Origin of the sequence: Amycolatopsis minnesotensis (assembly GCF_039529815.1) — a bacterium.
Lineage (GTDB): Bacteria > Actinomycetota > Actinomycetes > Mycobacteriales > Pseudonocardiaceae > Amycolatopsis > Amycolatopsis minnesotensis.
The window spans coordinates 1-20,602 of the sequence record NZ_BAAANN010000002.1 but is presented as its reverse complement, the minus strand read 5'-3'; the positions used below and the strand labels follow the sequence as shown (position 1 = coordinate 20,602).

Genomic DNA, 20,602 nt, shown 5'->3' with positions numbered 1-20,602 from the left:
CAATTCTTGAACTGACAGACAGACGGGTCGGTACGCGGCCCGTTCCCGAAGGAGAGATCGTGCAGGTTGCCCCTATCGCGTCCACCCGCGTCAGTCATCTCGAACTGCTGCTCACCCCCTACCGCGCCCACGCTGGAGCGGGCGTGACCGACGCCGACGAGCTGACCGAGCTGGCCGGCCGAACCCGGGACCAGTCCTGGGATCGGCCGGACGCCGAAACTAACGAGGACTACCTGACTCAGGCGCTCGACGAGCGCGGCCTGGCACTGTTCGAGCACGCCAGCGTCACCTTCTATATCGAGGACGTCACGCTCGCGCTGGTCGCGGTACTCGCCCAGGTCCCGGGCATCGCCGTCACCGCGGTCTCGCATCCCACAGCGGACCTGTCCCGGCTGCGGCCGATCGTGCCCGCGCTGATCGACGAGCTTGAGGGGATCGACTGGCCGACTGCGGACGCCATCATTGCCGAGCATCACTTCTACTCGATGGAGTCCTACGAGCGCCTGGAGAAGATCTTCGTCGAGCAGGGCTTCCCGCCGGAGCACGCCCGGGAGGTCGCCCGCGCGGTTCTGCCGACGTGCATCGACTCGCCCGCCCTGGTGACGGGCAGCCTCCGCGCCTGGCGGGTGGTCGTCACCGACCTCGGGCAGCCGACCGCCGGTCTGGAGGAGCAGGAGTTCGCCAGTCTCGTCCTCGGCGCGCTGCGCGACGTCGCCCCACACGGTGTCCGTGACCTCGACGAGGGGCTGGCATGAACAGCATCGACGTGTACTTCGCCAACGGAACCACCTTGACCTTCGGCCACGTAGAGCGCTACCAGGTCGACGACGGCGTGTTGTACGTCTACCGCGAGGACGACCAGTTGACCGTCATCAACCTTCGGCACGTGCTCTACCTCGACGCGGAACGGACTTACCTGTGACAGCAACCCTCTCGCCCGGAACCATCGAACTTCTGGGCAACATCCAGGCCGACCTCAACAGCTTGCGTGAACGCTGCGCCGAACTCGTGAGAGAGAATGCCCGCCTGCGGGATACGAGCAATAACGGCAAAAAGCTCGCTCCCGCCGACGTTAGCCGGATGCGAACGCTTCGCGCCGAAGGCTGGAAACAGTCCACATTGGCCGATGCCTTCGACGTCAATCCCGCGACTGTCAGCCGCATCGTGAGGGGCCTCTACCACCAGGCCGCGAATTGACCATCACTTTTCTTGAACTGACAGACAGAGGAGGGCAGTGAAGGAATACCGCCAGCCCATCGCGGGCGACGTGGCGGTGATCCGGGTGGCCGAGCGCGAGGACGAGCTGGAGGGATTCCGCGATTTCGTACGGCGGAACCTCCGCTGCCTCGCCGTGGACTCCGAGACGACGGGCCTGAAGATGTACGCCCCGGGCTTCCAGCTCCGGCTCGTGCAGTTCGGCACCCCGCGCGAGGCGTGGGTGATCCCCGTCGAACACGGCGGCCAGTTCGCCGAAGACGTCCGCCGAGCACTCCGCGGAGTGCAGCGGATGATCTTCCACAACGGCGGCTTCGATCTTCAGGTCTTCGACAAGCACCTGGGCGTCCGCATGGAGGACATGTGGCCGCGGGTGCTTGACACCCGCATCCTGGCTCACCTGGTCGACCCGCGCGCCCGCGAGAAGGGCGGCGTCGGACTCAGCCTCGAAGAGCTGACCGGCCACTACATCGACCGCGAGATCGCCGAGTCCGTCAAGGGACTCATGGCGAAACTCGCCAAAGAACACAAGACGACCAAGGACCGGATCTGGTCGCGCATCGACCTGGAACACCCCGAATACAACCGGTACGCCGGGATGGACACCGTGCTTGCCGCACGGCTCGCCCAGATCCTTCTACCCCGGGTTCCCGACAGCGCACGAGATCTCATCCCGTACGAGCACGAAGTTGCCGAAATCTGTTCGTACTACGAGAGAACCGGCTTCCTACTCGACACCGACTACACGCTGACGCTGTCGGCTCGGCTCTCGGGCGAGGAGATGGCCTACACCGAGATCGCCGCCCGGTTCGGCTGTGAGAACGTCAACTCCACGGACCAGGTCGCCGACGTGCTGGAGTCCCGGGGAGTCCGCATCACCGGTCGTACGCCCAGCGGCAAACGCAAGGTCGACAAGACGTTGCTGGACAAGCTCGTCGGCAACGGGGACGAGTTCGCGAAAGCCGTGAAGGAGGCCAAGAAAGCGCGGAAGTGGAGAACCACGTGGGTCGACACTTTCTTGTCCAGTATGGACAGTGAGAGTCGCTGTCACGCCAACATCAACCCGCTTCAGGCTCGTTCCGGACGGATGAGTATCACGGGGATTCCGGCTCAGACGTTACCCTCGGGCGACTTCATGATCCGGCGCTGTTTCGTCGCTGACGCCGGGCACCTGATCTCCTCGGTGGACTACCAGGCACAGGAACTTCGTGTGCTGGCAGCGATTTCCGGTGACCCGACGATGATCCAGGCGTTCGCGGACGGGGCCGACCTGCACCTGATGACCGCGCAGGCCGCGTTCGGCGCGCACATCACCAAGGACGACCCCGAGCGCAAGTACGCGAAGACGGTGAACTTCGGCCGAGTATACGGCGGCGGTGCCCGGACGGTGGCGGAGCAGACAGGCTTGGACATGGCGACCGCCAAGCGGGTGGTCGAGGCGTTCGACCGCCGATACCCGGGCGTGTCCCGGCTCTCGGATCGGCTCGCCGCCCAGGCACGCCGCCAGGGCTACATCACCACCCCAGTCGGCCGGCGCCTGCCGGTCGACGAGTCCCGCGCCTACTCGGCGCTGAACTACATGATCCAGAGCAGCAGCCGCGACGTTACCTGCCGCGGAATCATCCGCCTGCACAAGGCGGGCTTCACCCCGTACATGCGCCTTCCCATCCATGACGAAGTGGTCGCGTCCCTGCCCGAGCGGAGCGCCCGATGGGGCGCGGGCGAGATCGCCCGGCATATGGCCGAGGACATGGGACCGGTCTGGATCGGCACCGATCCCGAAGTCGGGTTGCGGAGCTGGGGATCGCTGTACGGAGCCGACTACTAGGGAGCGATACGAAGTTGAAGCAGGCATTCCTTTTTGGACAGACCGCTGGCGTCTCCACGATCCTTCTCCGGCCGAAGGTCGAAGCCTGGTGTGAACGCCACGAGATCGAACTGGCGTTCAAGAACGTCGATGCCCGCACCCGCGCCGAGTACGGCCTGACGATCGTTCCGACACTGCGTTACTTCGACCACGCGCGGCCCGAGCCGCGGATCGAGGTCGCAGGCGAACGCGGGATCACCCGGTTCCTGCGGGAGTTCCAGCCGTGATGCACCTGGCCGTCGCCGGGCTGGTGTACGTCGTCGCGGTCCCCGTGGCCGCGGCGACCGGCGCTGTTCGAGGCGCTTTCCGCGACGCGCACAGCACGTTCAAGCAGATCCGACACGACTTCCGCCTTGCCGACGAGCGGGCGAAAAGGAGCACGCGTGACCCTCGCTGACTTCGAGTTCCGGGCCTGGCCCAAGACCCCGAGACTGTTCCGCACTGTCGTCATCACCGAGAAGATCGACGGCACCAATGCCTGCATCTACGTCAACCCTGACCGCAGCGCGGTCGGCGCGCAGTCCCGCAACCGCACGCTCACCGCCGACGACGACAACTACGGCTTCGCCGCGTGGGTGACCGAGAACGCGGACGCGCTGGCGGACACGCTCGGACCGGGCTACCACTACGGCGAATGGTGGGGCTCCGGGATTCAGCGCGGCTACGGCCTGGTTGGCGGCGAGCGGCGTTTCAGCCTGTTCAACACCGGCCGCTGGACTGATGGCTACGGCGCTCCGCTCGACGAGCTGGCCCAGGTTGATGGTCTCGACGTCGTCCCCGTGCTCGCACACCGCACCTTCGACGAGCACACACTTCGCGAAGTCATCGACGACCTGAAGGAGAACGGCTCCTACGCCGAACCGGAGTGGATGGCGCCCGAGGGCATCGTGGTCTTCCACACCGCATCGCGGCAGGTCTACAAGGTGCTGATCGACTCCGACGAGGTCAGCAAGACCGAGCTGGCGGTGGTCGCGTGAAGCTCGCCAAGCCGCTCGCCGGCCTCGCCCTGGCTGCCGTCGCCGTACTGACTCTCTCCGCGTGCGAGGGCAAGTACGCCGAGCCTTGGAACGACGCCCCGCGCTCGCCGAACACCAACGAGGCGCCTGCCGACATCGTCACTTTCCCGGACGGTTTCTCCAACGCAGCAACGAAATGCGACCACGGAAACCGCGTCTACGTGATCTACCACTTCGACAGCCCCTACGGCTCCCTGGCCGTCGTCCCGTCCGACAAGACCTGCACGAGGTGACCCACTCCATGACCCAGTACCTCAAGACCATCACCCTGACCGCCAAGACTGAGTCCGCGGTTCCGCCGATCATGGACATCGAGCGGGAGTACGACCGGCCGTTCGACCTGTTCCCGCGCGAGCGCGCCCGGATCACCGGAATCGACCTGGATCACTGGACGCTCACGCTCCGCCAGGATTACGCCGACGACTTCAAGAAGGTCGCCTCGGTTGTGGGCAAGGACAACGCCCAGGCCGTCCTCGACGCGCTCAAGCGCGCGGTCCCCGAGGACTGGGAGACCGCCGTTGACTGACCACTTCCCGGATCTGCTCAGCGTTCCCGTCTACGTCGGTGACTTCGTCGCTTACGGAACCCGCTCCGGCAACGTCGGCGCCACGATCGTCGCCCGCGTCGAGAAGATCGAGTGGCAGACGATCGAGCGTTACGACTACACCACCCGCACGCGACTGCGTATCCGGGTTCCCCGCGTCGGCGTCCGCCCGTTCGCCGGAACTCGATACAGCGGGCCGACCGGCACCCGGATCTCCTACCCCACGGTCGACAACATGATCCGGATCGAGCCGCCCACGCGGTATCTCGCGGACCACCCGCTTCCCGCCCTCCCGTAACCCCCTCACAGCACGACCGAGCGGCCTGTCACACGGCAGGCCGCTCAGTCGCGCGCCCTTGTCCCGGAGGACCCGCTTGCACCTGTACGACCTGATCCCCGAGAACGAGCTGAACGAGGCGCTGTACAACGGCCTGGTCCGCGCCCAGCACCACCCGACCGAGCCGTACCGGATCTACAACTACACCGACAAAGCCCAGATCCATCACGTCTGGAACCGAGCCACCCGCGCTTGCCGCGGCCTCATCGTCGACACCCGTACCCACGAGATCGTGGCCCGCCCGTTCCCGAAGTTCTTCAACCACGGCGAAGAGAAGAACCCCCGCTGGCGCTCCGACGAGACGGTCCTGGTGACCGACAAGATGGACGGTTCGCTGGGCATCCTCTACCCGCTGACCGCAGGCGGGTACGCCATCGCCACCCGTGGTTCGTTCACCAGTGAGCAGGCGCTTCACGCCACCGAGGTGTGGAACGAGTGCTACGCCGAGCGCTACGAGCCGATGCCCGGCAAGACTGTGCTGTTCGAGATCATCTACCCGGAGAACCGCATCGTCGTCGACTACGGCAACCAGGACGATCTCGTGGTGCTCGGCATGGTCGACATCGAGACCGGTCTGAGTTTCGGCCCCGGCGCTGCCTACTGGCCAGGCTCGGAAGCCGCCGTGTTCCGCTACTTCACCCTCCGGGACGCGCTTGCCGCACCACCGCGGCCCGGTGCCGAAGGGCTCGTCGTGCACTTCCTCGACTCCGACGAGCGGGTCAAGATCAAGCAGGCCGACTACGTCCGGCTGCACAAGATCGTGACCGGCCTGAACGAGCGCGTGATCTGGGACTACCTCGGCACCCACGACGAGACGGACGAGCTATTCGCCGGCCTGCCCGACGAGTACTTCGACTGGGTCACCAGCGTGATCGAGCGTCTGACCCTCGACGCGGGCGCGATGGTGTGCGTGGTGCTCGACCGCTGGGACGAGCTGGCCCGCGCCGGGCTCGTGCTCGGTCCGCGGAAGGACTTCGCCCTGGCTATCGAGCGGGACGCTCCCTGGCTGCGCTGGTGCCTGTTCGCCCTGCTCGACGGCCGCGACTACAGCCAGATCATCTGGAAGCAGCTCCGGCCCGACACCGAGCACCGACCCGCCCGTCCCCGGACGGAGGCCGCCCGTGCCTGGTGAGCTGATAGTGCTCCGCGGACTGCCCGGCTCGGGCAAGACCAGCCTCGCCTTGATGGAACAGACCCTCAGCGGCGGTGTCCTCGCTGGCCGGGATCACCTCCGGCGGCTGCTTTTCGGGGCCGAGGGTGGGCAGCTCGGCCGCGCCGAGGAGAACCGGGTCACCGAGCTACAGGCGTACCTCATCCGGCAGGGTCTTCGCGCGGGCGACCGCGTTCTGGTCGACGACATGAACCTTCGCCCGCGCTACGTCCGCAGGCTCGTCGACCTCGCCCTGGCCGAAGGCGCCAAATGGCGGGTCATCGATCTCACCGACGAGCCGCTGGAGATCTGCATCCAGCGCGACCACGACCGCGAACGCACGGTCGGGGCCGAGCGCATCCGCGACCTGTACGCCCGGTTCATCAGGGGTGGGACGTACCCGCTGCCCCTGCCGGCCACCGAGGTGGCCGAGGCGCCAGACCGGTACGAACCATCGCCTGACCTGCCTAAGGCCGTCCTGGTCGACATCGACGGCACAATCGCGCTGATGGGCGACCGCTCGCCATTCGACATGGCTCGCGTCGGTGAGGACGCTCCCAATCGTCCCGTCATCGAGATCGTCTGGAGCCTGTACCAGCAGGGCTACGCTGTGGTTTTCGTCTCCGGCCGTTCCGAAGACGCCCGCGCCGAGACCGAACGGTGGCTTCAGCGGCACGTCGGACTACCGGGCTACCGGCTCTTCATGCGATCGGTCGGCGACGGCCGTCGCGACTCCATCGTGAAGCGAGAGCTGTTCGACCGGCACATCCGCGAACGCTTCAACGTCCTTGCCGTGCTTGACGACCGCAACCAGGTCGTCGCCATGTGGCGCGAACTCGGTCTCGTCTGTCTCCAGGTAGCGGAAGGAGCATTCTGATGGCGGAACGTAATCAGTTGCGTACGTCGAACAAGCGTGTGATAGAACCGAATACGCAGGGCGGACCAGGGGGAACGCCGACATCACGTGGAGGAAAGTTCGTGGCTCAGAAAGTGCTCGTGTCGATGGTGGACGACCTCGATGGCGGCGAGGCAACCCAGACCGTCGAGTTCGCCCTTGACGGCGTGGAATACCAGATCGACCTGTCGGACGAGAACGCGAACGACCTGCGCGACGGGCTGTACCGATACCTGGAGAACGCTCGCCGCGTCGGCGGACGCAAGCGCACGGCCAGTGCCGGGACTCGTGCGGAGACTGGCGAATCACTCGCCGAGAAGCGTGCGCGGAACCAGGAAATCCGGGACTGGGCGCGGAACAACGGCTTCCCGGACCTCGCGGACCGGGGACGTGTTCCGACCGAGGTGATCGACGCGTTCGAGAAGCGCGACGAAGTACAGCCGAAGAAGCAGGCCGTCAAGAAGACCGTCGCAGCGGCGAAGAAGACGCGGGCTCCGCGCAAGACCGCTGGGAAGTAACGCCTTCCGGGCGCGGAACGATGGGAATGCGTACATGCCTTGAAGGGAGTCGCATGACCGCCGTTCCGCCCCCGCCTGGACGCGCTATCACCCGCGAGCGGAAGAAGACCTCGCACGGGCTTCACCTGTTCCTCACCATCATCACCGCGGGCATGTGGGGGCTGTTCGTCTGGTTCCCGCTGACGATGTGGCACAAGATCGGCCCCAAGCGGAAGATCGTCACCGAATACAAGTAGCGCAATCGAAATAGCCCCCTCTTCCGGCCAGATGGCCAGGAGAGGGGGCTTTTCGTGTTTCAGGACTAAAGAGATAACCGGTATTTCAGGTACTTCTCAGCGGCGAGACGCAGCCGAGTCGCCCCGGGGAAGGGCGAGGTGGCTGCGCGGTAGCCCCAGAGGCCGGCCACATAGCAGGCGAACGCCGTTACGGCTTCCTCCGATCGCGACGACCACGAGGGGACTGTGACAGCCCACTCCTCGGCTTCACGCGGCGCGTGACCAGCCGCGACGAGCCGTATGACGAGGAACGCGGTGTCGACCCAGGCCGCACCCGTGGCTGGGCGTCCCCAGTCGATCACGCGGACCGAGCCGCCGTCGTCGATCATGAACTGGTGTTCGTGCAGATCCGTGTGAATCAAGGCGTCGCCCTTGACCATCTCCGGAACACGCCGACACTGCTCGGTCAGCTCGTCGAGATCCCAGTCAAACTGCTCGTCGCTGGCCTCGGTAGCTAGCTTCGTCCACCAGTCGGCCGAGGTCCACCGCTCGCTCAACGGTTTCGCCGGGCCACCGCCCGGCAGTTCACTGATTCTCGCCGCGGTCGCCGCGATGATCGCGAGGTCGTCCGAGCCCGGCGCGAAGTCCGCCGCTCTTCCGTTGACGTACTCGAACCCGACAAGGAACCAAAGCTCATCGGCCTCGATGTCCTCGCTGAACCGAGTGGCTGGCGCGAGACCAGGGGCCAACGTGCCTGCTTCGGATTCGTTCCGAAGCCAGCGCATCCGTGGGCTTTTTCCCCTAACGCCCTTCAGGAAGAGGTCGCCGTCGTCGCCACGGAGAACGAGGGCGACGTTGCAGTTCTGCCCCTGCTCGACTTCCCGAACTACGGTTGCTTCGCCGACATGGTGACGTACCGCGGTCGTCACGCTGCTGGGCAGATCGTCCCAGCGATATCGCTCCATCACGCGGGGACCGTATCAGTGCGAACCGGGTGGTGGTGGCATCCCGTGTCACCGCTGGAGTGAGTACATCCGTTCGTGCACTGGTTGCAGTCGGCGGACGCCTTCCACAGCGGAAGGTCGACACGATATCCGGCAGTTCGCAGAGCCCTCGTTGTCGCGCTCATCGAGTCGACGGGCGTGCGAGTGACCGGAATGACTCCGGTGTCTGTCGGTTCATGGTGGATGAATTGTCCCGCGATGCGCTCGCAGAAGGCAGCGTATTCGCGCGTGTAAAGAATAAAGGTATGCCAGCCGATGTCGACTGCCTCACTCGGCGCCAACGGCTCCGCCGATTGCGCGCAGACCGCCAGGAAGGCCAGGGCTTGGTCCATGATCCTCGCGGCGAATCCGCGCGGCATGTGGTGCTCTTTGGCGATCCGGCTTGCCAGTCGATCGAATAGTTCCACGGAGACCAATTCCTGGCCAACGCGTTCTTTGAGTGCAATGGTCATAGTTCCTCCTTTTTCTGGTTGCCGTGTGCGGCAACCGCTTCATGTAACCGCGCGGGGATGTCGCACGGAACCCTGGTCACCCAGATGCCTCACTGGTGGTAGCGTCGCGACGAAGTCATTGGACGCTAAGTCTTTTGATCTTGGAAATCAGGAGCCTCGCCTCAGCTCTAGCGGGCAATAAGCTAACCATCAAGTCGTATAACGACGCCTCAAGCCAGCCTTGTTCGAGACCTAACGCGAACAATGTAGAGCATATCCCAGCCTCCATATCGCAGTCTGTGCAGTAACCCTCGTCGCACAGTCGACGCCCAAGGAGTACATATTTGTCGACTTCTCCTTTTTTTCTCGAACTGTGCTGAAGTGTCGTTTTGTACCAGAACGAAGAGATTAGCTGGCCGCGACTGTGAGAAACCAATCCCGAAGCGGTCATGAAATCCGCAAGTTCGCCTACTGGCCGCAGGCTTCCGCCGTCTGCCGCCTCCGCGATCTTCCGTATCAGTTCTACGCCAAGCTGTCCGGCAGCCCTATCGTTAGTCATTGTTTTCCGCAATCAGTAAAAAGCATTCCGGCTATGAACAGTGCCCCCGATAGGCCATATCCCGAAGCGACCCAGGGTGCAGGGGAACGACGTCTAACCGTCGCGTAAGCCCCGCCTAGCATCATGAGAACGCAACCCGAAGCGATTGAGACTGCACTCAAGGCGTGGGGCGCCTGACTTCGACAACGAAAGCTAAGCAGCGCCGGAATGGCAACCAGATATCCGGAGGCCAGTATGGCGATATTAGTCACGATAACGCCAGCGATGTGTTCGCGACTAGTTTTACGAGACATCGACCATGCGCCCCTTCGTTGTTAGAAACAGATAGCGAACCCGAACCCGAGGGTCGCCGGAACGTTGATCAGGCCACCGTTGCTCTGCGATAAATCTCTCGGCCAGAAGTTGAGTAACCGTCTCGTACAGAAGCGTCATCTGCATGTCGGCACGACTCTGCAACTGGTCAAATGTCAAACGGTCGCAGCCCGTGAATCCGCGGACGACCTGACGCTTCCGACCACGCAGGCGAACGTTGCGCCACATAATCGTCTGAACGTCGAGCCGAGTCGGGGCAAGGCCCGTGACCACTGTGCAGAAGTTGAGTATCAGATCGCGGTAGTCCTCATCCAAGGTATTCACTCGTTGCCGCCTCCCTCATCTGGAGGCAGAGCGACTGGCTCCGGCCAGCTCTCGGGCACCCTGCATAAGGGGTCGGGGGTCAACCAGGCCGTAGGGTTTTCCGGTGAGTCCCAGGCTGGAGCGTGCCGGATCGCGCGAATGACCGACACCGGTTTTCCGTGCCGCTGCCACGACACGATGGTGGGCTTGAACAAGTCGCCTGCTACACCAGAGAACAGCGGGACCCGAAACGCCGATCCATCCTTGGCATGGCGGACTACCACGACGTCGGCGAAATCGTCCCCCCGCTTCGTGGCGCCCAAGCCACTGGCGTTGTCACGAGTGCCGAAGTAGTACATAGTCCATCCTTCTGCGCGAAGGCGGGCGATTTGCTTGCCGAGCTTGTCCATAGGCGTGCTTGCATCGATCTGTAGGAGCGGTTGATGGAACACGACGGAGGCGCCTGTCGTTAGGCGCGGGGGGCTTCGCCCTTGCGGACGCCCCCGCCGTGAACTTCGGGCCGCTTCTCCGCGGCTGGTCGAATGACCCTTGAGCCGCTGTTCCACCACTCCGGCGGGACACGAAGGTTTTCTGGCGCAACCATCCGAAGATCCGGAGCCCCAGGGGCGCCCGGCTCGGGCAGCGTCATCAGATGTTCAATCGGCTCCTGCAAACCGCCGACGAAGAACCACGACACGAACTCCGGGACGAGTGGCCCAGCATCCTCTTCTACCACGACGGCCCGCCAGGCAATCGCCCTCGGCTCTTCGTCGAGAATCACCACGTCGGCTTCACGGTCCCAGTACCGCACGTAGGCAAGTCCGCGCAACTCATCCTCATTGCCGAACTGCCATTGCTCCCATTCTGGTCCCGACAACGGCTTGAGTGCGTCGGCAAGCTCGATCGACTTGCCATCTGATTGGTATTCGAGACCGTCCTGATCTGACATTTTTGATTCCTTAGTCCATGAAAACAAGCTTGATGTCCAAATGCCCAGAGTCAGACCGCCGAGCCCGAGGAGGATCGCGCCATCGTTGTGCACGGCGCCTCCGGTCTCTCAATCAGGGAATGCGGTTGGAGGGGGATTCGTCCGGAGAAGGCTCCCTCTTCAGGGGAATCGCCCTGCTCTTGCGGCGGCTCTTCCCGCATGAGCAGTTCGGCCAAGGTGAACGGACGGAGCGTGTCCTCGAATTGGGCGGGGATCTCGACACTGTCCCCGCCAGCCATCAGGAAAGCCGGTTCGACAGGTGCCCGGCGAACCGGCGGTGGTGAGGGCTCAGGTGCCGCCTCGGTCGCAGGCTCGTCGTGGATGGGTTCGGAGATCGGAGGGAGAATGTCCGTACGCTCCAGCGATTCCGGCCGAGGCACCTTCGAGACTTTGCTCTTGGCGACCGTCTTCGCGAGCGCCTTCACCGACGTCTCGGGACAGTAGTTGGTGTGCTTGCCTCTGGTGCTGCGGCCCGCGTAGGCCAAGTACAGCTTGTACAAGGCCATCGCTCCGGCGAGGAAGAACAACGGACCCGCGACCATCCAGGCGCCAACCACCCTATCCACGGAGAGTCGCCCCCTGTGCATCGAACGCAGTGCCGAGCAAGTTGGCCATCTCGCGTGCGACCATTTCGCCGCGTAGCTGGACGTTCGTACTCATCGCCGTCACCCCTAGTCGTCGGGGCCGTACCGGAGGGAACTCGGCGGTTCGGGTTAACGAGCACCACCCGGAACAACCCACTCAGGTAGCCTGGTGGCTACGTGGCGTCATCGGAATGGATTTGCTGTCTACAAGCGTCTACAAGGGGGTGATGCGCGTGAGCGACCTGGGTGAGTGCCTACGGCAAGCGCGAGAAGAGGCCGGTGTAAGCCTGGCTGGGCTGGCGCGCAAGACGCATTGGAGCAAGGCGTTGCTCGGTCATCTGGAGACCGGCGCGCGGGACGCGAAGCGGGAGCACGTCGTTGCTTACTCCCGTGCCTTGTGCATTCCCGTTGATTCCCTGTACGGACCGCGGCTGGACCCCCTCCGAGTGGCGCACGAGTGGTTGCTGTCCGATACGCCGGCCGAGACGCACCAGGCCCACGGCCGACGTATCGGCGAGAGCTTGGTATCGGATGTCGAGCAACGCGTGGTCGACCTTCGACTGCTTGATGACACAGTTGGGGGCGGCGACCTCGCGCCCGTGGTCTACCGCGAACTCGCGGACCTGCGCGACCTCGTCAAGGAGGCGAGCTATTCGGAGAAGGTGGGCAAACGCCTCCTTGTCGCTGTTGGTGAGCTTTCCCAGCTCGTCGGCTGGGTTGCGAGTGATGCTGGGGATCACTCGGGAGCGCAGCGGGCGTACCTCGAAGGCGTGTCAGCCGCGGTCAAGGCGGGCAACTCAGCTTTGGCCGGCCAGCTCTTGTCCTCTCTCTCGTACCAAATGGCCAACGTCGGAGATCCATCGGACGCACTCCTGCTGGCGCGGACCGCCGTATCTGGCGCGAAGAACGTGACTCCGGTGGCCAGGGCGCTCTTGCTGGAACGTGTGTGCTGGGCGGCGGCGCGTGCCCGAGATTCGGACCTAACGCGCAGAACTCTCGATCTCGTGGACGACGCGTTCGAGGCGCGTTCCGAGGGTGTCGGAGAGCCGGAATGGGTGTACTGGATGAACCGGGACGAGATCGACGTCATGGCCGGCCGATGCTGGATCGAGCTTGGCCAACCGAGCAAAGCCGCGCCGCTCCTGCGGCACGCGATCGACGGCTACGACACCGACCACGCCCGAGAAGTCGCGCTCTACCAGACCTGGCTCGCCGAGAGCTACGCGCGTACTGGTGAGATCGACGAAGCGCGAAACATCATCACCGCGGCGCGCGGAAACGCTGAGGGTGTCAACTCAGCGAGGTTGGATCGGCGCGTCGAGGAGATTGAACAACTAGTTGTCTGACCCAAACACCGGACTCAGCGGCTTCCAAGCCAGGGCATCCTCCCGCTGAGCCTGGAATGGAGTTCCGCAGCCACGTCCCGTCGTCGCTGGAGTAACAAGTCCCGCTCACCGTCGTATTCGAAGCTGTCGACGGCTGCTTCGAGCGTCGCGAGCGCTGCCGCGTACGCGCTTGCACGATCCTCGTGATCCAACGTGCCCCCATCTTCCCCGGATATCTGCTTCTCGTGGTGATCGTTCGTCGCGTTACCCGACTTGATCGTTTCGAGATCATGCGTGGCACGCTCAACACGGCGCAGCCCGAGTGAGCTGAGCTGAATCTTGGGTCGGCAGCTTGCTACGGCTCAGGTTCGGCAGTTTCCTTCGTCGCTGTGGTTTTCGCACCGTCCGTCGGCGGTTCGAGTGGCGGAGGCGACGGTGACTTCAAGTCGTCGCCCGGCCCGGACTCCACGTGGTAGAACGGCAGTTTGATCTTGAACGGTGCGCCTTTGCCGTTATTTAGCTGCTGACGTTGGGTCAGCCAGCCCGCGGCGAAGATCAAGAACAGTACGCCCAGCACGACGAGAAGCGCTTTGGCGGAAAGCCCCAATAGGCTCACCAAGTAACCCTCGAACGGCACAACCCGGCCCTCACCTGCCAGCGAGTCCCAGGGCATCCCCACCAGCCGGTTAGGGTTGGTGTGCGGTACTGCTGTGCCAACCGGAGTTGGCGGGCGCTGCCTGGACGTCCCGGCCCCGGGTGACCCGCTCTTCTTCAGTGTGCGGCTACAGGTCAGGCGAGACGTCCATGTGCCCTACCACGACCTACCCGATAGGTAGTGGCAAGGCGCATTTTCATCAAACCTGCTAGACCGGGCAGGCAACCGGCAGCACTTGTCAAGGTCGCTCACGAAGACGCGGTGGAGCGTTGTCTTTCATTGCTGTTGGGCCAACACGATACGGCAGGCTGGCGGGCTGGATCCGAGCGGGGTGCGCTCCTGGGAGGCGAGATCGGCCGCGTGAGTCGAACGGTGGCTTATCGGTTCAGCGTTGGGACAGTTTCCAGTGGCGGCTCGGTTGAGCTGGCTGGTCAGTACTGCGGTTCTTAGACTGTGGCCAGTCACCGCAGACTCCAGGAGGCACCATGCCGGACGCGCACACCCTGCCCAGTTATGCCTCTGGAACCTCCGACGTCCCGCTCCTTGGTGACACCATCGGCGGCAACTTCGACCGCACGGTCCACGCTTTCGGCGAGCGTGACGCGCTGGTCGACCGCGCCTCGGGGCGACGGTGGACTTACGCCGAGATGGCGGAAGACGTCAACGCGCTGGCACTGGGCCTGCTGGATCTGGGCATCGACAAGGGGGACCGGGTCGGCATCTGGGCTCCGAATCTCCCGGAGTGGACACTCACCCAGTACGCGACGGCGAAGATCGGCGCGATCCTGGTCAACATCAACCCGGCGTACCGGTCGCACGAGCTGGAGTTCGTGCTGAACCAGGCTGGGGTCAAGCTGTTGGTTGCTGCGGATCGGTTCAAGACGTCCGACTACGCGGCGATGATCGAGGAGGTTCGCCCGAAGTGCTCCGCGATGGGACACGTTGTCTTGATCGGCGACGACAGGTGGTCTCGGTTGTTGGAAGCCGGCCGAGCCGCTGACTCGTCCTTGCTCGCAGCGAAGCAGGCGGCACTGTCTCCTGACGACCCAATCAACATCCAGTACACCTCGGGCACCACGGGCTTCCCCAAGGGCGCCACGCTGAGCCACCACAACATCCTGAACAACGGCTTCTTCGTCGGTGAGTTGATCAACTATAGTGACGCAGATCGCGTTTGCCTGAGTGTTCCCTTCTACCACTGCTTCGGCATGGTGATGGGAAACCTGGCGTGCACGAGCCACGGCAGCTGCATGGTGATCCCGGCGCAGTCCTTCGAGCCGAAGGCGACACTGGACGCGGTGCAGGCGGAGCGGTGCACGTCGCTGTACGGGGTGCCGACGATGTTCATCGCGGAACTGGCCGAACCGGGCTTCGCGTCCTACGACCTGGCCACGCTGCGGACCGGGATCATGGCGGGGTCGCCGTGCCCGGTCGAGGTGATGAAGCAGGTCATCGAGCGGATGGGCATGGCGGAGGTGTCGATCTGCTACGGCATGACCGAGACCTCGCCGGTGTCGACGCAGACCCGTGCCGACGATTCGGTGGAGCGCCGCGTGTCGACGGTCGGCAGGGTCGGGCCGCACCTCGAGGTCAAGGTCGTCGATCCGGAGACCGGGCTGACCGTGCCGCGCGGCGAGCCGGGTGAGCTGTGCACGCGCGGGTATTCGGTGATGCTCGGGTACTGGGAGCAGGACGACAAGACCGCCGAGGCGATCGACAAGGCGCGCTGGATGCACACCGGTGACCTCGCGATCATGGACGGCGACGGCTACGTCACCATCACCGGCCGGATCAAGGACATGGTGATCCGCGGCGGGGAAAACCTGTACCCGCGCGAGATCGAGGAATTCCTCTACACGCACCCGGACATCCTGGACGCGCAGGTGATCGGCGTGCCGGACGCGCGCTACGGGGAAGAGCTGATGGCGTGGGTGCGGATGCGGGAGGGCGCGGAACCGCTCACGGCCGAGGCGCTGCGCGAGTTCTGCACCGGCAAGCTGGCGCACCACAAGATCCCGCGGTACGTGCACGTCGTGGACGAGTTCCCGATGACGGTCACCGGCAAGGTGCGCAAGATCGAGATGCGGGAGAAGGCAGTGGAACTGCTCGGCTTGCAGGCCCTGCTGAAGGCCGATCACGCGTAGCGCGCTCAAGACCTCCCGGAAAGCCTTGACAAGCCCCGAATCACACGAACTCCACCGTTCGTTCGCCCCGGGGGTCCCCCGATTTCAACGCTACCGCGCGGCACCGACAGTTCCGGGTGCGCGGGAATCAGGCCCGGTGGCGGTTCAGGTAGGCGAGCACCGCGAGCACCCGCCGGTGCCCGCTTTCCCGTGACGGCAGGTCCAGTTTGGTGAAGATGTTGCCGATGTGCTTCTGCACCGAGGATTCGGTGATGAACAGGCGTTCGCAGATCGCCGCGTTGTCCTGCCCCTGCGCCATCAGGTCCAGCACCTCGCGCTCGCGGCGGCTCAGCGAGTCGACCGGGTCGTTCGCCCGCCTGGTGAGCAGCTGCGCGACCACCTCGGGGTCCATCACGGTGCCGCCGTTCGCGACCCGCGTGAGCGCTTCGACGAAGTCGGTGACCTGGCCGACGCGGTCCTTCAGGAGGTACCCGACGGCACCGGCGCCGTCGGCGATCAGCTCGCTCGCGTAGGTCGTTTCGACGTACTGGGAGAGCACCAGCACCGGCAGCGCGGGAACCTTCCGGCGCGCTTCGATGGCGGCTTTGATGCCTTCGTCGCGGAAGGCGGGCGGCATCCGGACGTCCACGATGGTGATGTCCGGCCGGTGTTCGACGGCGGCGGCGACGAACGCGTCGCCGTCGGCGACGGTCGCGACGACCTCGTGCCCCGCCCTGTTCAGCAGCAGCGTGAGCCCTTCGGCGAGCAGCACGCTGTCCTCCGCGATCACGGCGCGCACGGCAGCTCCACGATGACCACGGTCGGCCCGCCTTCCCTGCTCTGCACCGAAACACTCCCGTCGAGCGCGGCGATCCGGCGGCGCATGCCGCTGATCCCGGTGCCCTTCCCCTCGTCGACCCCGCCGTTGCCGTTGTCGCTCACCTCGACCCGGAGCCGGTCGCCGACCCGGCGGACGTCGACCACCGCGAACGTCGCGCCGCTGTGCTTCGCGATGTTGGTCAGCGCCTCCGACACCACGAAGTACGCGGCGGCCTCGATGGCGGCGTGCAGCGGTCCGGGGTCTTCGAGATCGGCCTGCGCCGGCACCGTCGAATCGGCGACGAGTGAGCGTAGCGCGCCCACGAGCCCGCGGTCGGTCAGGATCGGCGGGTACATCGTCCTGACGATGGTGCGCAGCTCGCCCATCGCGGCCTCGGTGCCGGTGCGCGCCTCCTGCAGCAGCGTCGCCGCGGTTTCGGGTTCGTCCTTCATCGCCTGCTCGGCGATCCCGAGCCGCAGCGCGATCGACACCAGCTTCGCCTGCGTGCCGTCGTGCAGGTCGCGCTCGATCCGCCGCAGCTCGGCCCCGTGCGCGTCGACCGCGCCCGCGCGGGTCTCGGTCAGCACCTCGACGCGTTCGGTCAGCTGCTCGGTACCTGAGCTGTCCAGCACGAACCGCGTCAGCTGGGCCCAGCCCCTCGCGATCGGGGGCACCGCGTAGACCAGCGCCGGCACGCTGAGCACGAGCACCGGGATCCCGCTGCCGATGGCGGAGGCCAAGCTGTCGATGCGGACGTCCGGGATGAGCATGCTGTCCCCGTCGGCCGGGATCCACCAGAACGCCATCACATACACCGCGACGACGGGCATCGCGGCCAGCACCAGCACGGCGAGCCCGAGCGGCAGCCCGAGTGCGACCTGGAGCACCACCCACAGCAGGTCGCGGTAGGTCGTCGGGTCGCCGATGAACTGGCGCAGCCAGGTGAGCGGGCCGCCGGTGAACCCGCGCAGCCGCGACGGGATCGGCTCCCCGATGATCGTGCCTGCCCAGCGGCGGTGTAGATCGGTCCACAGCCGGACGCCGAACAGTGCGACCGGGATCAGCACCAGGCCGAGCCCGAACAGCGCCATCGACATCCCGGCGAGCATCAGCGCGAACGGGATGAGCATCGCCACCAGCGCCGCCGGGAAGAGCGCGAGCAGGTACGGCAGCGTCCGTACGAGAGTGACCACCCTGCCGATCATCGAGATCCCCTTCCCGTTCCGATCCCACCATCGGACCAGAACGGGTGCCGCCCGCGCAGTAGAGCAGGCTGCACCTTCGGGTGCGGGGAATCAGCCGCGGCCGCCCGCGGCCTCCATCGCCTTGGCGTCCTCTTCGCCGAAGGTCTCCTCCAGCTGTTCCGCGGTGTAGTCGAGGTCGATCCGCTCGACGGCGGTGCCCCGCGCGGACTCGATCGCGCCGAGCCTGCGCTGCGCGCGGTCACCGGCGTACTGGATGAACTCGCCCGGTTCGATCCCGAACGGCAGCTCGTCGAACTGGTCGTTGACCCAGCTGATCATGTTCAGCGCGTGCGGCAGCAGCTCGCCCATGCGCTCCTGCACCACGTCCCACATCGCGTCGTCGGCCGCGACGTGGCGGCGGCAGGTGAAGGTGCCCCACGCCATGTGCCTTCGCTCGTCGTCGCCGATCCGCCGCACCAGCTCCTGCATCCCGGGCAGGATGCCCCGCGTGACGCAGATCTTCTGCCACGCGTAATAGCCCGTCAGCGCAAGGCTTCCTTCGATCACGTGGTTGTAGGTGACGCTCGCGCGCACCTGGTTGCGCGGGCTCGGGTCGCTTTCCAGCACGCGCAGCGATTCCGGCAGCTCCTCGTAGAAGAGCTTGCGGTAGTGCGGGTTTTCCGCGACGTAGGGGTGCAGGTCCCCGGTCAGCCCGACGGCGTCCATCCAGCGCCGGAACACCTCGGTGTGCTTGGCCTCCTCGAAGCAGAACTGCGTCAGGTACATCTCGTCGCCGAAGCGGCCGGTCGCCGCCATCGCCTTCATGAACGGCTGGATGTCCTCGGTGACCGCCTCCTCGCCCGCGATGAACTGCGCGCACAGGTAGGTCGCGGAGCGGCGCTGCTCGTCGGTGAGCTCGCGCCAGTCCGCGCCGTCGGCGGAGAAGTCGATGCCGGCCGGGTTCCAGAACTTGGCGTTCCCCTTGACGAACAGGCGGAGCGGGAACGAGTCCCAGTTCAGCCCTCCCGCGCGGAGCGAGCTGAACCCGGTGCGGGCGGGGGCGATGGTGTCGGTCATTTCGGGAGCCTCTCTGTCGACCTGGCGGCGCTGTCAGGTCAGGGACGAACCGGAAAAGTGCTCGAGCGCGGGCAGGACGGTGGCGCACACCGAATCGGCGGCTTCGGCGGGTTCGTGGGTCGGCAGCACCAGGTGGCTCAGCGCGAGCCGGACGATCGTCTCGGCGAGCAGCGCGGCGTGCGCGGGACGGAGGGCGGGCAGCCGTTCGCGCAGGTGCGTCGCGCACACCTCGGTGGAGGCGTCGAGGATCGGCTTGCCCCGCGAGGTCAGCAGCGGCAGGAGGTCCTCCGCCGTGCCGGTGCCGAGTGCCGCGGCGACCAGCGGGTTCTCCCTGGCGTTCGCGACGGTGTAGGCGATCGTCGCGTGGATGCCGGTGCGGACGTCGCCCGCCGCCGCGAACCGTTCGTGGATGCCGTCGAGGAAGCCCGCATTGATCCGCAGCGCGACCGCCCGCACCAGCGCGGCCTTGCTGCCGAACTCGTTGTAGACGGTCTGCCTGCTGACCCCGGCGAGCGCGGCGACGTCGGCCATGCGCAGGCCCGCGTAGCCGTTCGCGGGGAGCAGGCCAGCCGCCGCGTCGAGCAGGCCTTCCCGCAGCGAAACCTTCGTCCTGGCGGCGAAGCGAGTGATCTCGGACACGTCTTCAGCTTGACATGGCTGACTTCGGTGTCAAGACCCTTGACTCAAAGTGACAGTCTGTACAGTCCCGGGATGCGAGCGGGCCCGGAACTGTCGGGGCGCCCGGTTACCGTGGGGGCGTGGGCATCACCGTGGGCTTCGACCTGGACATGACGCTGATCGATCCGCGGCCGGGCATGGTCGCGGCGATGAACGCGCTCGCCGAGGAGTCCGGGCTCGCGCTCGACGGCGAGCACTTCGCGGCCAACCTCGGCCCGCCGCTCGACGCGGTGCTGCGCGGTTTCGAGGCGCCGGAGGAGCGGATCCCCGGACTCGTCGCGCGGTTCCGCGCGCTCTACCCGGGAATCGTGGTGCCCAGCACGGTCGCGCTGCCCGGCGCCGCGGCCGCGCTCGACGCGGTCCGTGCCGCGGGGGGCAGCACGATCGTGGTTACCGGCAAGTACGCGCCGAACGCGGCGCTGCACCTCGAGGCGCTCGGGTTCGAGGTCGACACGCTGGTGGGTGAACTGTGGTCGACCGAGAAGGCGGCGGCCCTGATCGAGCACGGCGCCTCGGTCTACGTCGGCGACCATCTGGGTGATGTTCGCGGCGCGCTGGCCGCGGACGCGGTGCCCGTCGGCGTCACCACCGGGCCGTGCGAGCGCGCGGAGCTGGTCGAAGCGGGCGCCCGCGTGGTGTTTGGGTCGCTGGAGGAGTTCCCCGGCTGGTTCGCGGAGCACTTCCATCCGGCGCCCGCGGGCTAGCTGTATTGCCCTGTGAGGTTGGGGACGCGGCTGGCGGGTGGTTTGCCGGTGAGTGCGGTGTGGCCGCGGTGGTGATTGTAGGTGTGTAGCCAGTCCGG

General features: G+C 65.7%; 27 protein-coding genes and 1 pseudogene. 17 read left to right on the top strand and 11 right to left on the bottom strand.

What is annotated here, in order from left to right; translation table 11 throughout:
* Positions 1 to 59 precede the first annotated feature (59 nt).
* The 14 genes from ABD256_RS02055 (at position 60) to ABD256_RS01990 (ending at position 7,778) form a co-directional block, all read left to right on the top strand.
* Positions 60 to 755: an FAD-dependent thymidylate synthase gene (locus ABD256_RS02055; RefSeq protein ID WP_344412728.1), complete on the top strand. Its 696-nt coding sequence runs from the start codon at positions 60 to 62 to the stop codon at positions 753 to 755.
* Positions 752 to 922: a hypothetical protein gene (locus ABD256_RS02050; protein WP_344412726.1), complete on the top strand. Its 171-nt coding sequence runs from the start codon at positions 752 to 754 to the stop codon at positions 920 to 922. Before ABD256_RS02055 ends, ABD256_RS02050 begins: the two co-directional genes overlap by 4 nt.
* A complete protein-coding gene (locus ABD256_RS02045; RefSeq protein ID WP_344412724.1) occupies positions 919 to 1,197 on the top strand; it encodes a hypothetical protein in 279 nt (92 codons plus the stop codon). Before ABD256_RS02050 ends, ABD256_RS02045 begins: the two co-directional genes overlap by 4 nt.
* 70 nt (positions 1,198 to 1,267) lie before the next feature.
* Positions 1,268 to 3,043: a DNA polymerase gene (locus tag ABD256_RS02040; protein ID WP_425546372.1), complete on the top strand. Its 1,776-nt coding sequence runs from the start codon at positions 1,268 to 1,270 to the stop codon at positions 3,041 to 3,043.
* 14 nt (positions 3,044 to 3,057) lie between these two features.
* A complete protein-coding gene (locus tag ABD256_RS02035) occupies positions 3,058 to 3,309 on the top strand; it encodes a hypothetical protein (protein ID WP_344412720.1) in 252 nt (83 codons plus the stop codon).
* On the top strand, positions 3,306 to 3,479 hold the full coding sequence (locus ABD256_RS02030) for a hypothetical protein (protein ID WP_344412718.1): 174 nt from the start codon (positions 3,306 to 3,308) through the stop codon (positions 3,477 to 3,479). The genes ABD256_RS02035 and ABD256_RS02030 overlap by 4 nt, the downstream gene beginning before the upstream one ends.
* Positions 3,466 to 4,059 (top strand): RNA ligase family protein, encoded by a 594-nt coding sequence (locus ABD256_RS02025; RefSeq protein WP_344412716.1) that lies wholly within the window; start codon positions 3,466 to 3,468, stop codon positions 4,057 to 4,059. Before ABD256_RS02030 ends, ABD256_RS02025 begins: the two co-directional genes overlap by 14 nt.
* Positions 4,056 to 4,331 carry a hypothetical protein gene (locus tag ABD256_RS02020; protein ID WP_344412714.1) on the top strand — a complete coding sequence of 92 codons (276 nt, stop codon included), beginning with the start codon at positions 4,056 to 4,058 and terminating at the stop codon, positions 4,329 to 4,331. Before ABD256_RS02025 ends, ABD256_RS02020 begins: the two co-directional genes overlap by 4 nt.
* Positions 4,332 to 4,339: 8 nt before the next feature.
* Positions 4,340 to 4,624: a hypothetical protein gene (locus tag ABD256_RS02015; RefSeq protein WP_344412712.1), complete on the top strand. Its 285-nt coding sequence runs from the start codon at positions 4,340 to 4,342 to the stop codon at positions 4,622 to 4,624.
* The gene (locus ABD256_RS02010; protein WP_344412710.1) at positions 4,617 to 4,940 is read left to right on the top strand and encodes a hypothetical protein; all 324 of its coding nucleotides are present in this window, start codon (positions 4,617 to 4,619) and stop codon (positions 4,938 to 4,940) included. The genes ABD256_RS02015 and ABD256_RS02010 overlap by 8 nt, the downstream gene beginning before the upstream one ends.
* A gap of 76 nt (positions 4,941 to 5,016) precedes the next feature.
* A complete protein-coding gene (locus ABD256_RS02005; RefSeq protein WP_344412708.1) occupies positions 5,017 to 6,111 on the top strand; it encodes an RNA ligase in 1,095 nt (364 codons plus the stop codon).
* Positions 6,101 to 7,006, top strand: a complete 906-nt coding sequence (locus ABD256_RS02000) for a phosphatase domain-containing protein (RefSeq protein WP_344412706.1) — start codon at positions 6,101 to 6,103, stop codon at positions 7,004 to 7,006. The genes ABD256_RS02005 and ABD256_RS02000 overlap by 11 nt, the downstream gene beginning before the upstream one ends.
* A 101-nt stretch (positions 7,007 to 7,107) precedes the next feature.
* Positions 7,108 to 7,542, top strand: coding sequence for a histone-like nucleoid-structuring protein Lsr2 (locus ABD256_RS01995; RefSeq protein ID WP_344413457.1), 435 nt, complete (start codon positions 7,108 to 7,110; stop codon positions 7,540 to 7,542).
* Between the two features lie 53 nt (positions 7,543 to 7,595).
* Entirely contained in the window at positions 7,596 to 7,778 is a 183-nt protein-coding gene (locus tag ABD256_RS01990) for a hypothetical protein (RefSeq protein ID WP_344412704.1), read from the top strand.
* 65 nt (positions 7,779 to 7,843) lie between these two features.
* Here the strand turns inward: ABD256_RS01990 and ABD256_RS01985 are convergent, their stop codons facing one another.
* From ABD256_RS01985 to ABD256_RS01965, 5 genes are all read right to left on the bottom strand, one after another.
* The gene (locus ABD256_RS01985; protein ID WP_344413454.1) at positions 7,844 to 8,722 is read right to left on the bottom strand and encodes a phosphotransferase; all 879 of its coding nucleotides are present in this window, start codon (positions 8,720 to 8,722) and stop codon (positions 7,844 to 7,846) included.
* On the bottom strand, positions 8,722 to 9,213 hold the full coding sequence (locus ABD256_RS01980; protein WP_344412702.1) for a glycine-rich domain-containing protein: 492 nt from the start codon (positions 9,211 to 9,213) through the stop codon (positions 8,722 to 8,724). The genes ABD256_RS01985 and ABD256_RS01980 overlap by 1 nt, the downstream gene beginning before the upstream one ends.
* Positions 9,214 to 10,033: 820 nt before the next feature.
* The gene (locus tag ABD256_RS01975; protein WP_344412700.1) at positions 10,034 to 10,378 is read right to left on the bottom strand and encodes a hypothetical protein; all 345 of its coding nucleotides are present in this window, start codon (positions 10,376 to 10,378) and stop codon (positions 10,034 to 10,036) included.
* Positions 10,379 to 10,835: 457 nt separating this feature from the next.
* Entirely contained in the window at positions 10,836 to 11,315 is a 480-nt protein-coding gene (locus ABD256_RS01970) for a hypothetical protein (RefSeq protein WP_344412698.1), read from the bottom strand.
* 50 nt (positions 11,316 to 11,365) lie between these two features.
* Complete coding sequence (locus ABD256_RS01965; protein WP_344412696.1) at positions 11,366 to 11,896, bottom strand: hypothetical protein; 531 nt, start codon at positions 11,894 to 11,896, stop codon at positions 11,366 to 11,368.
* A 269-nt stretch (positions 11,897 to 12,165) separates the two neighbouring features.
* On the opposite strand from ABD256_RS01965, the gene ABD256_RS01960 reads away from it, so the two are divergent.
* Positions 12,166 to 13,284, top strand: coding sequence for an NsdA family TPR-like regulatory protein (locus ABD256_RS01960; RefSeq protein WP_344413453.1), 1,119 nt, complete (start codon positions 12,166 to 12,168; stop codon positions 13,282 to 13,284).
* 334 nt (positions 13,285 to 13,618) lie between these two features.
* Here the strand turns inward: ABD256_RS01960 and ABD256_RS01955 are convergent, their stop codons facing one another.
* Positions 13,619 to 13,900 carry a hypothetical protein gene (locus tag ABD256_RS01955; RefSeq protein WP_344412694.1) on the bottom strand — a complete coding sequence of 94 codons (282 nt, stop codon included), beginning with the start codon at positions 13,898 to 13,900 and terminating at the stop codon, positions 13,619 to 13,621.
* Positions 13,901 to 14,403: 503 nt separating this feature from the next.
* On the opposite strand from ABD256_RS01955, the gene ABD256_RS01950 reads away from it, so the two are divergent.
* Positions 14,404 to 16,062: an AMP-binding protein gene (locus ABD256_RS01950; protein WP_344412692.1), complete on the top strand. Its 1,659-nt coding sequence runs from the start codon at positions 14,404 to 14,406 to the stop codon at positions 16,060 to 16,062.
* 127 nt (positions 16,063 to 16,189) lie between these two features.
* On the opposite strand, the gene ABD256_RS01945 is transcribed toward ABD256_RS01950, so the two are convergent.
* From ABD256_RS01945 to ABD256_RS01930, 4 genes are all read right to left on the bottom strand, one after another.
* Complete coding sequence (locus ABD256_RS01945) at positions 16,190 to 16,840, bottom strand: LuxR C-terminal-related transcriptional regulator (RefSeq protein ID WP_344412690.1); 651 nt, start codon at positions 16,838 to 16,840, stop codon at positions 16,190 to 16,192.
* Positions 16,828 to 18,066 carry a sensor histidine kinase gene (locus tag ABD256_RS01940; RefSeq protein WP_344412688.1) on the bottom strand — a complete coding sequence of 413 codons (1,239 nt, stop codon included), beginning with the start codon at positions 18,064 to 18,066 and terminating at the stop codon, positions 16,828 to 16,830. Before ABD256_RS01940 ends, ABD256_RS01945 begins: the two co-directional genes overlap by 13 nt.
* A 90-nt stretch (positions 18,067 to 18,156) precedes the next feature.
* Complete coding sequence (locus ABD256_RS01935; RefSeq protein ID WP_344412686.1) at positions 18,157 to 19,122, bottom strand: R2-like ligand-binding oxidase; 966 nt, start codon at positions 19,120 to 19,122, stop codon at positions 18,157 to 18,159.
* 33 nt (positions 19,123 to 19,155) lie between these two features.
* The gene (locus ABD256_RS01930) at positions 19,156 to 19,752 is read right to left on the bottom strand and encodes a TetR/AcrR family transcriptional regulator (protein ID WP_344413451.1); all 597 of its coding nucleotides are present in this window, start codon (positions 19,750 to 19,752) and stop codon (positions 19,156 to 19,158) included.
* A gap of 128 nt (positions 19,753 to 19,880) precedes the next feature.
* Between ABD256_RS01930 and ABD256_RS01925 the strand changes: the two genes are divergently transcribed.
* Entirely contained in the window at positions 19,881 to 20,504 is a 624-nt protein-coding gene (locus ABD256_RS01925; RefSeq protein ID WP_344412684.1) for an HAD family hydrolase, read from the top strand.
* Here ABD256_RS01925 and ABD256_RS01920 read toward each other — a convergent pair.
* A pseudogene (locus tag ABD256_RS01920) lies at positions 20,501 to 20,602 on the bottom strand (IS481 family transposase); the annotation flags it as partial. The gene ABD256_RS01925 and the pseudogene ABD256_RS01920 overlap by 4 nt on opposite strands.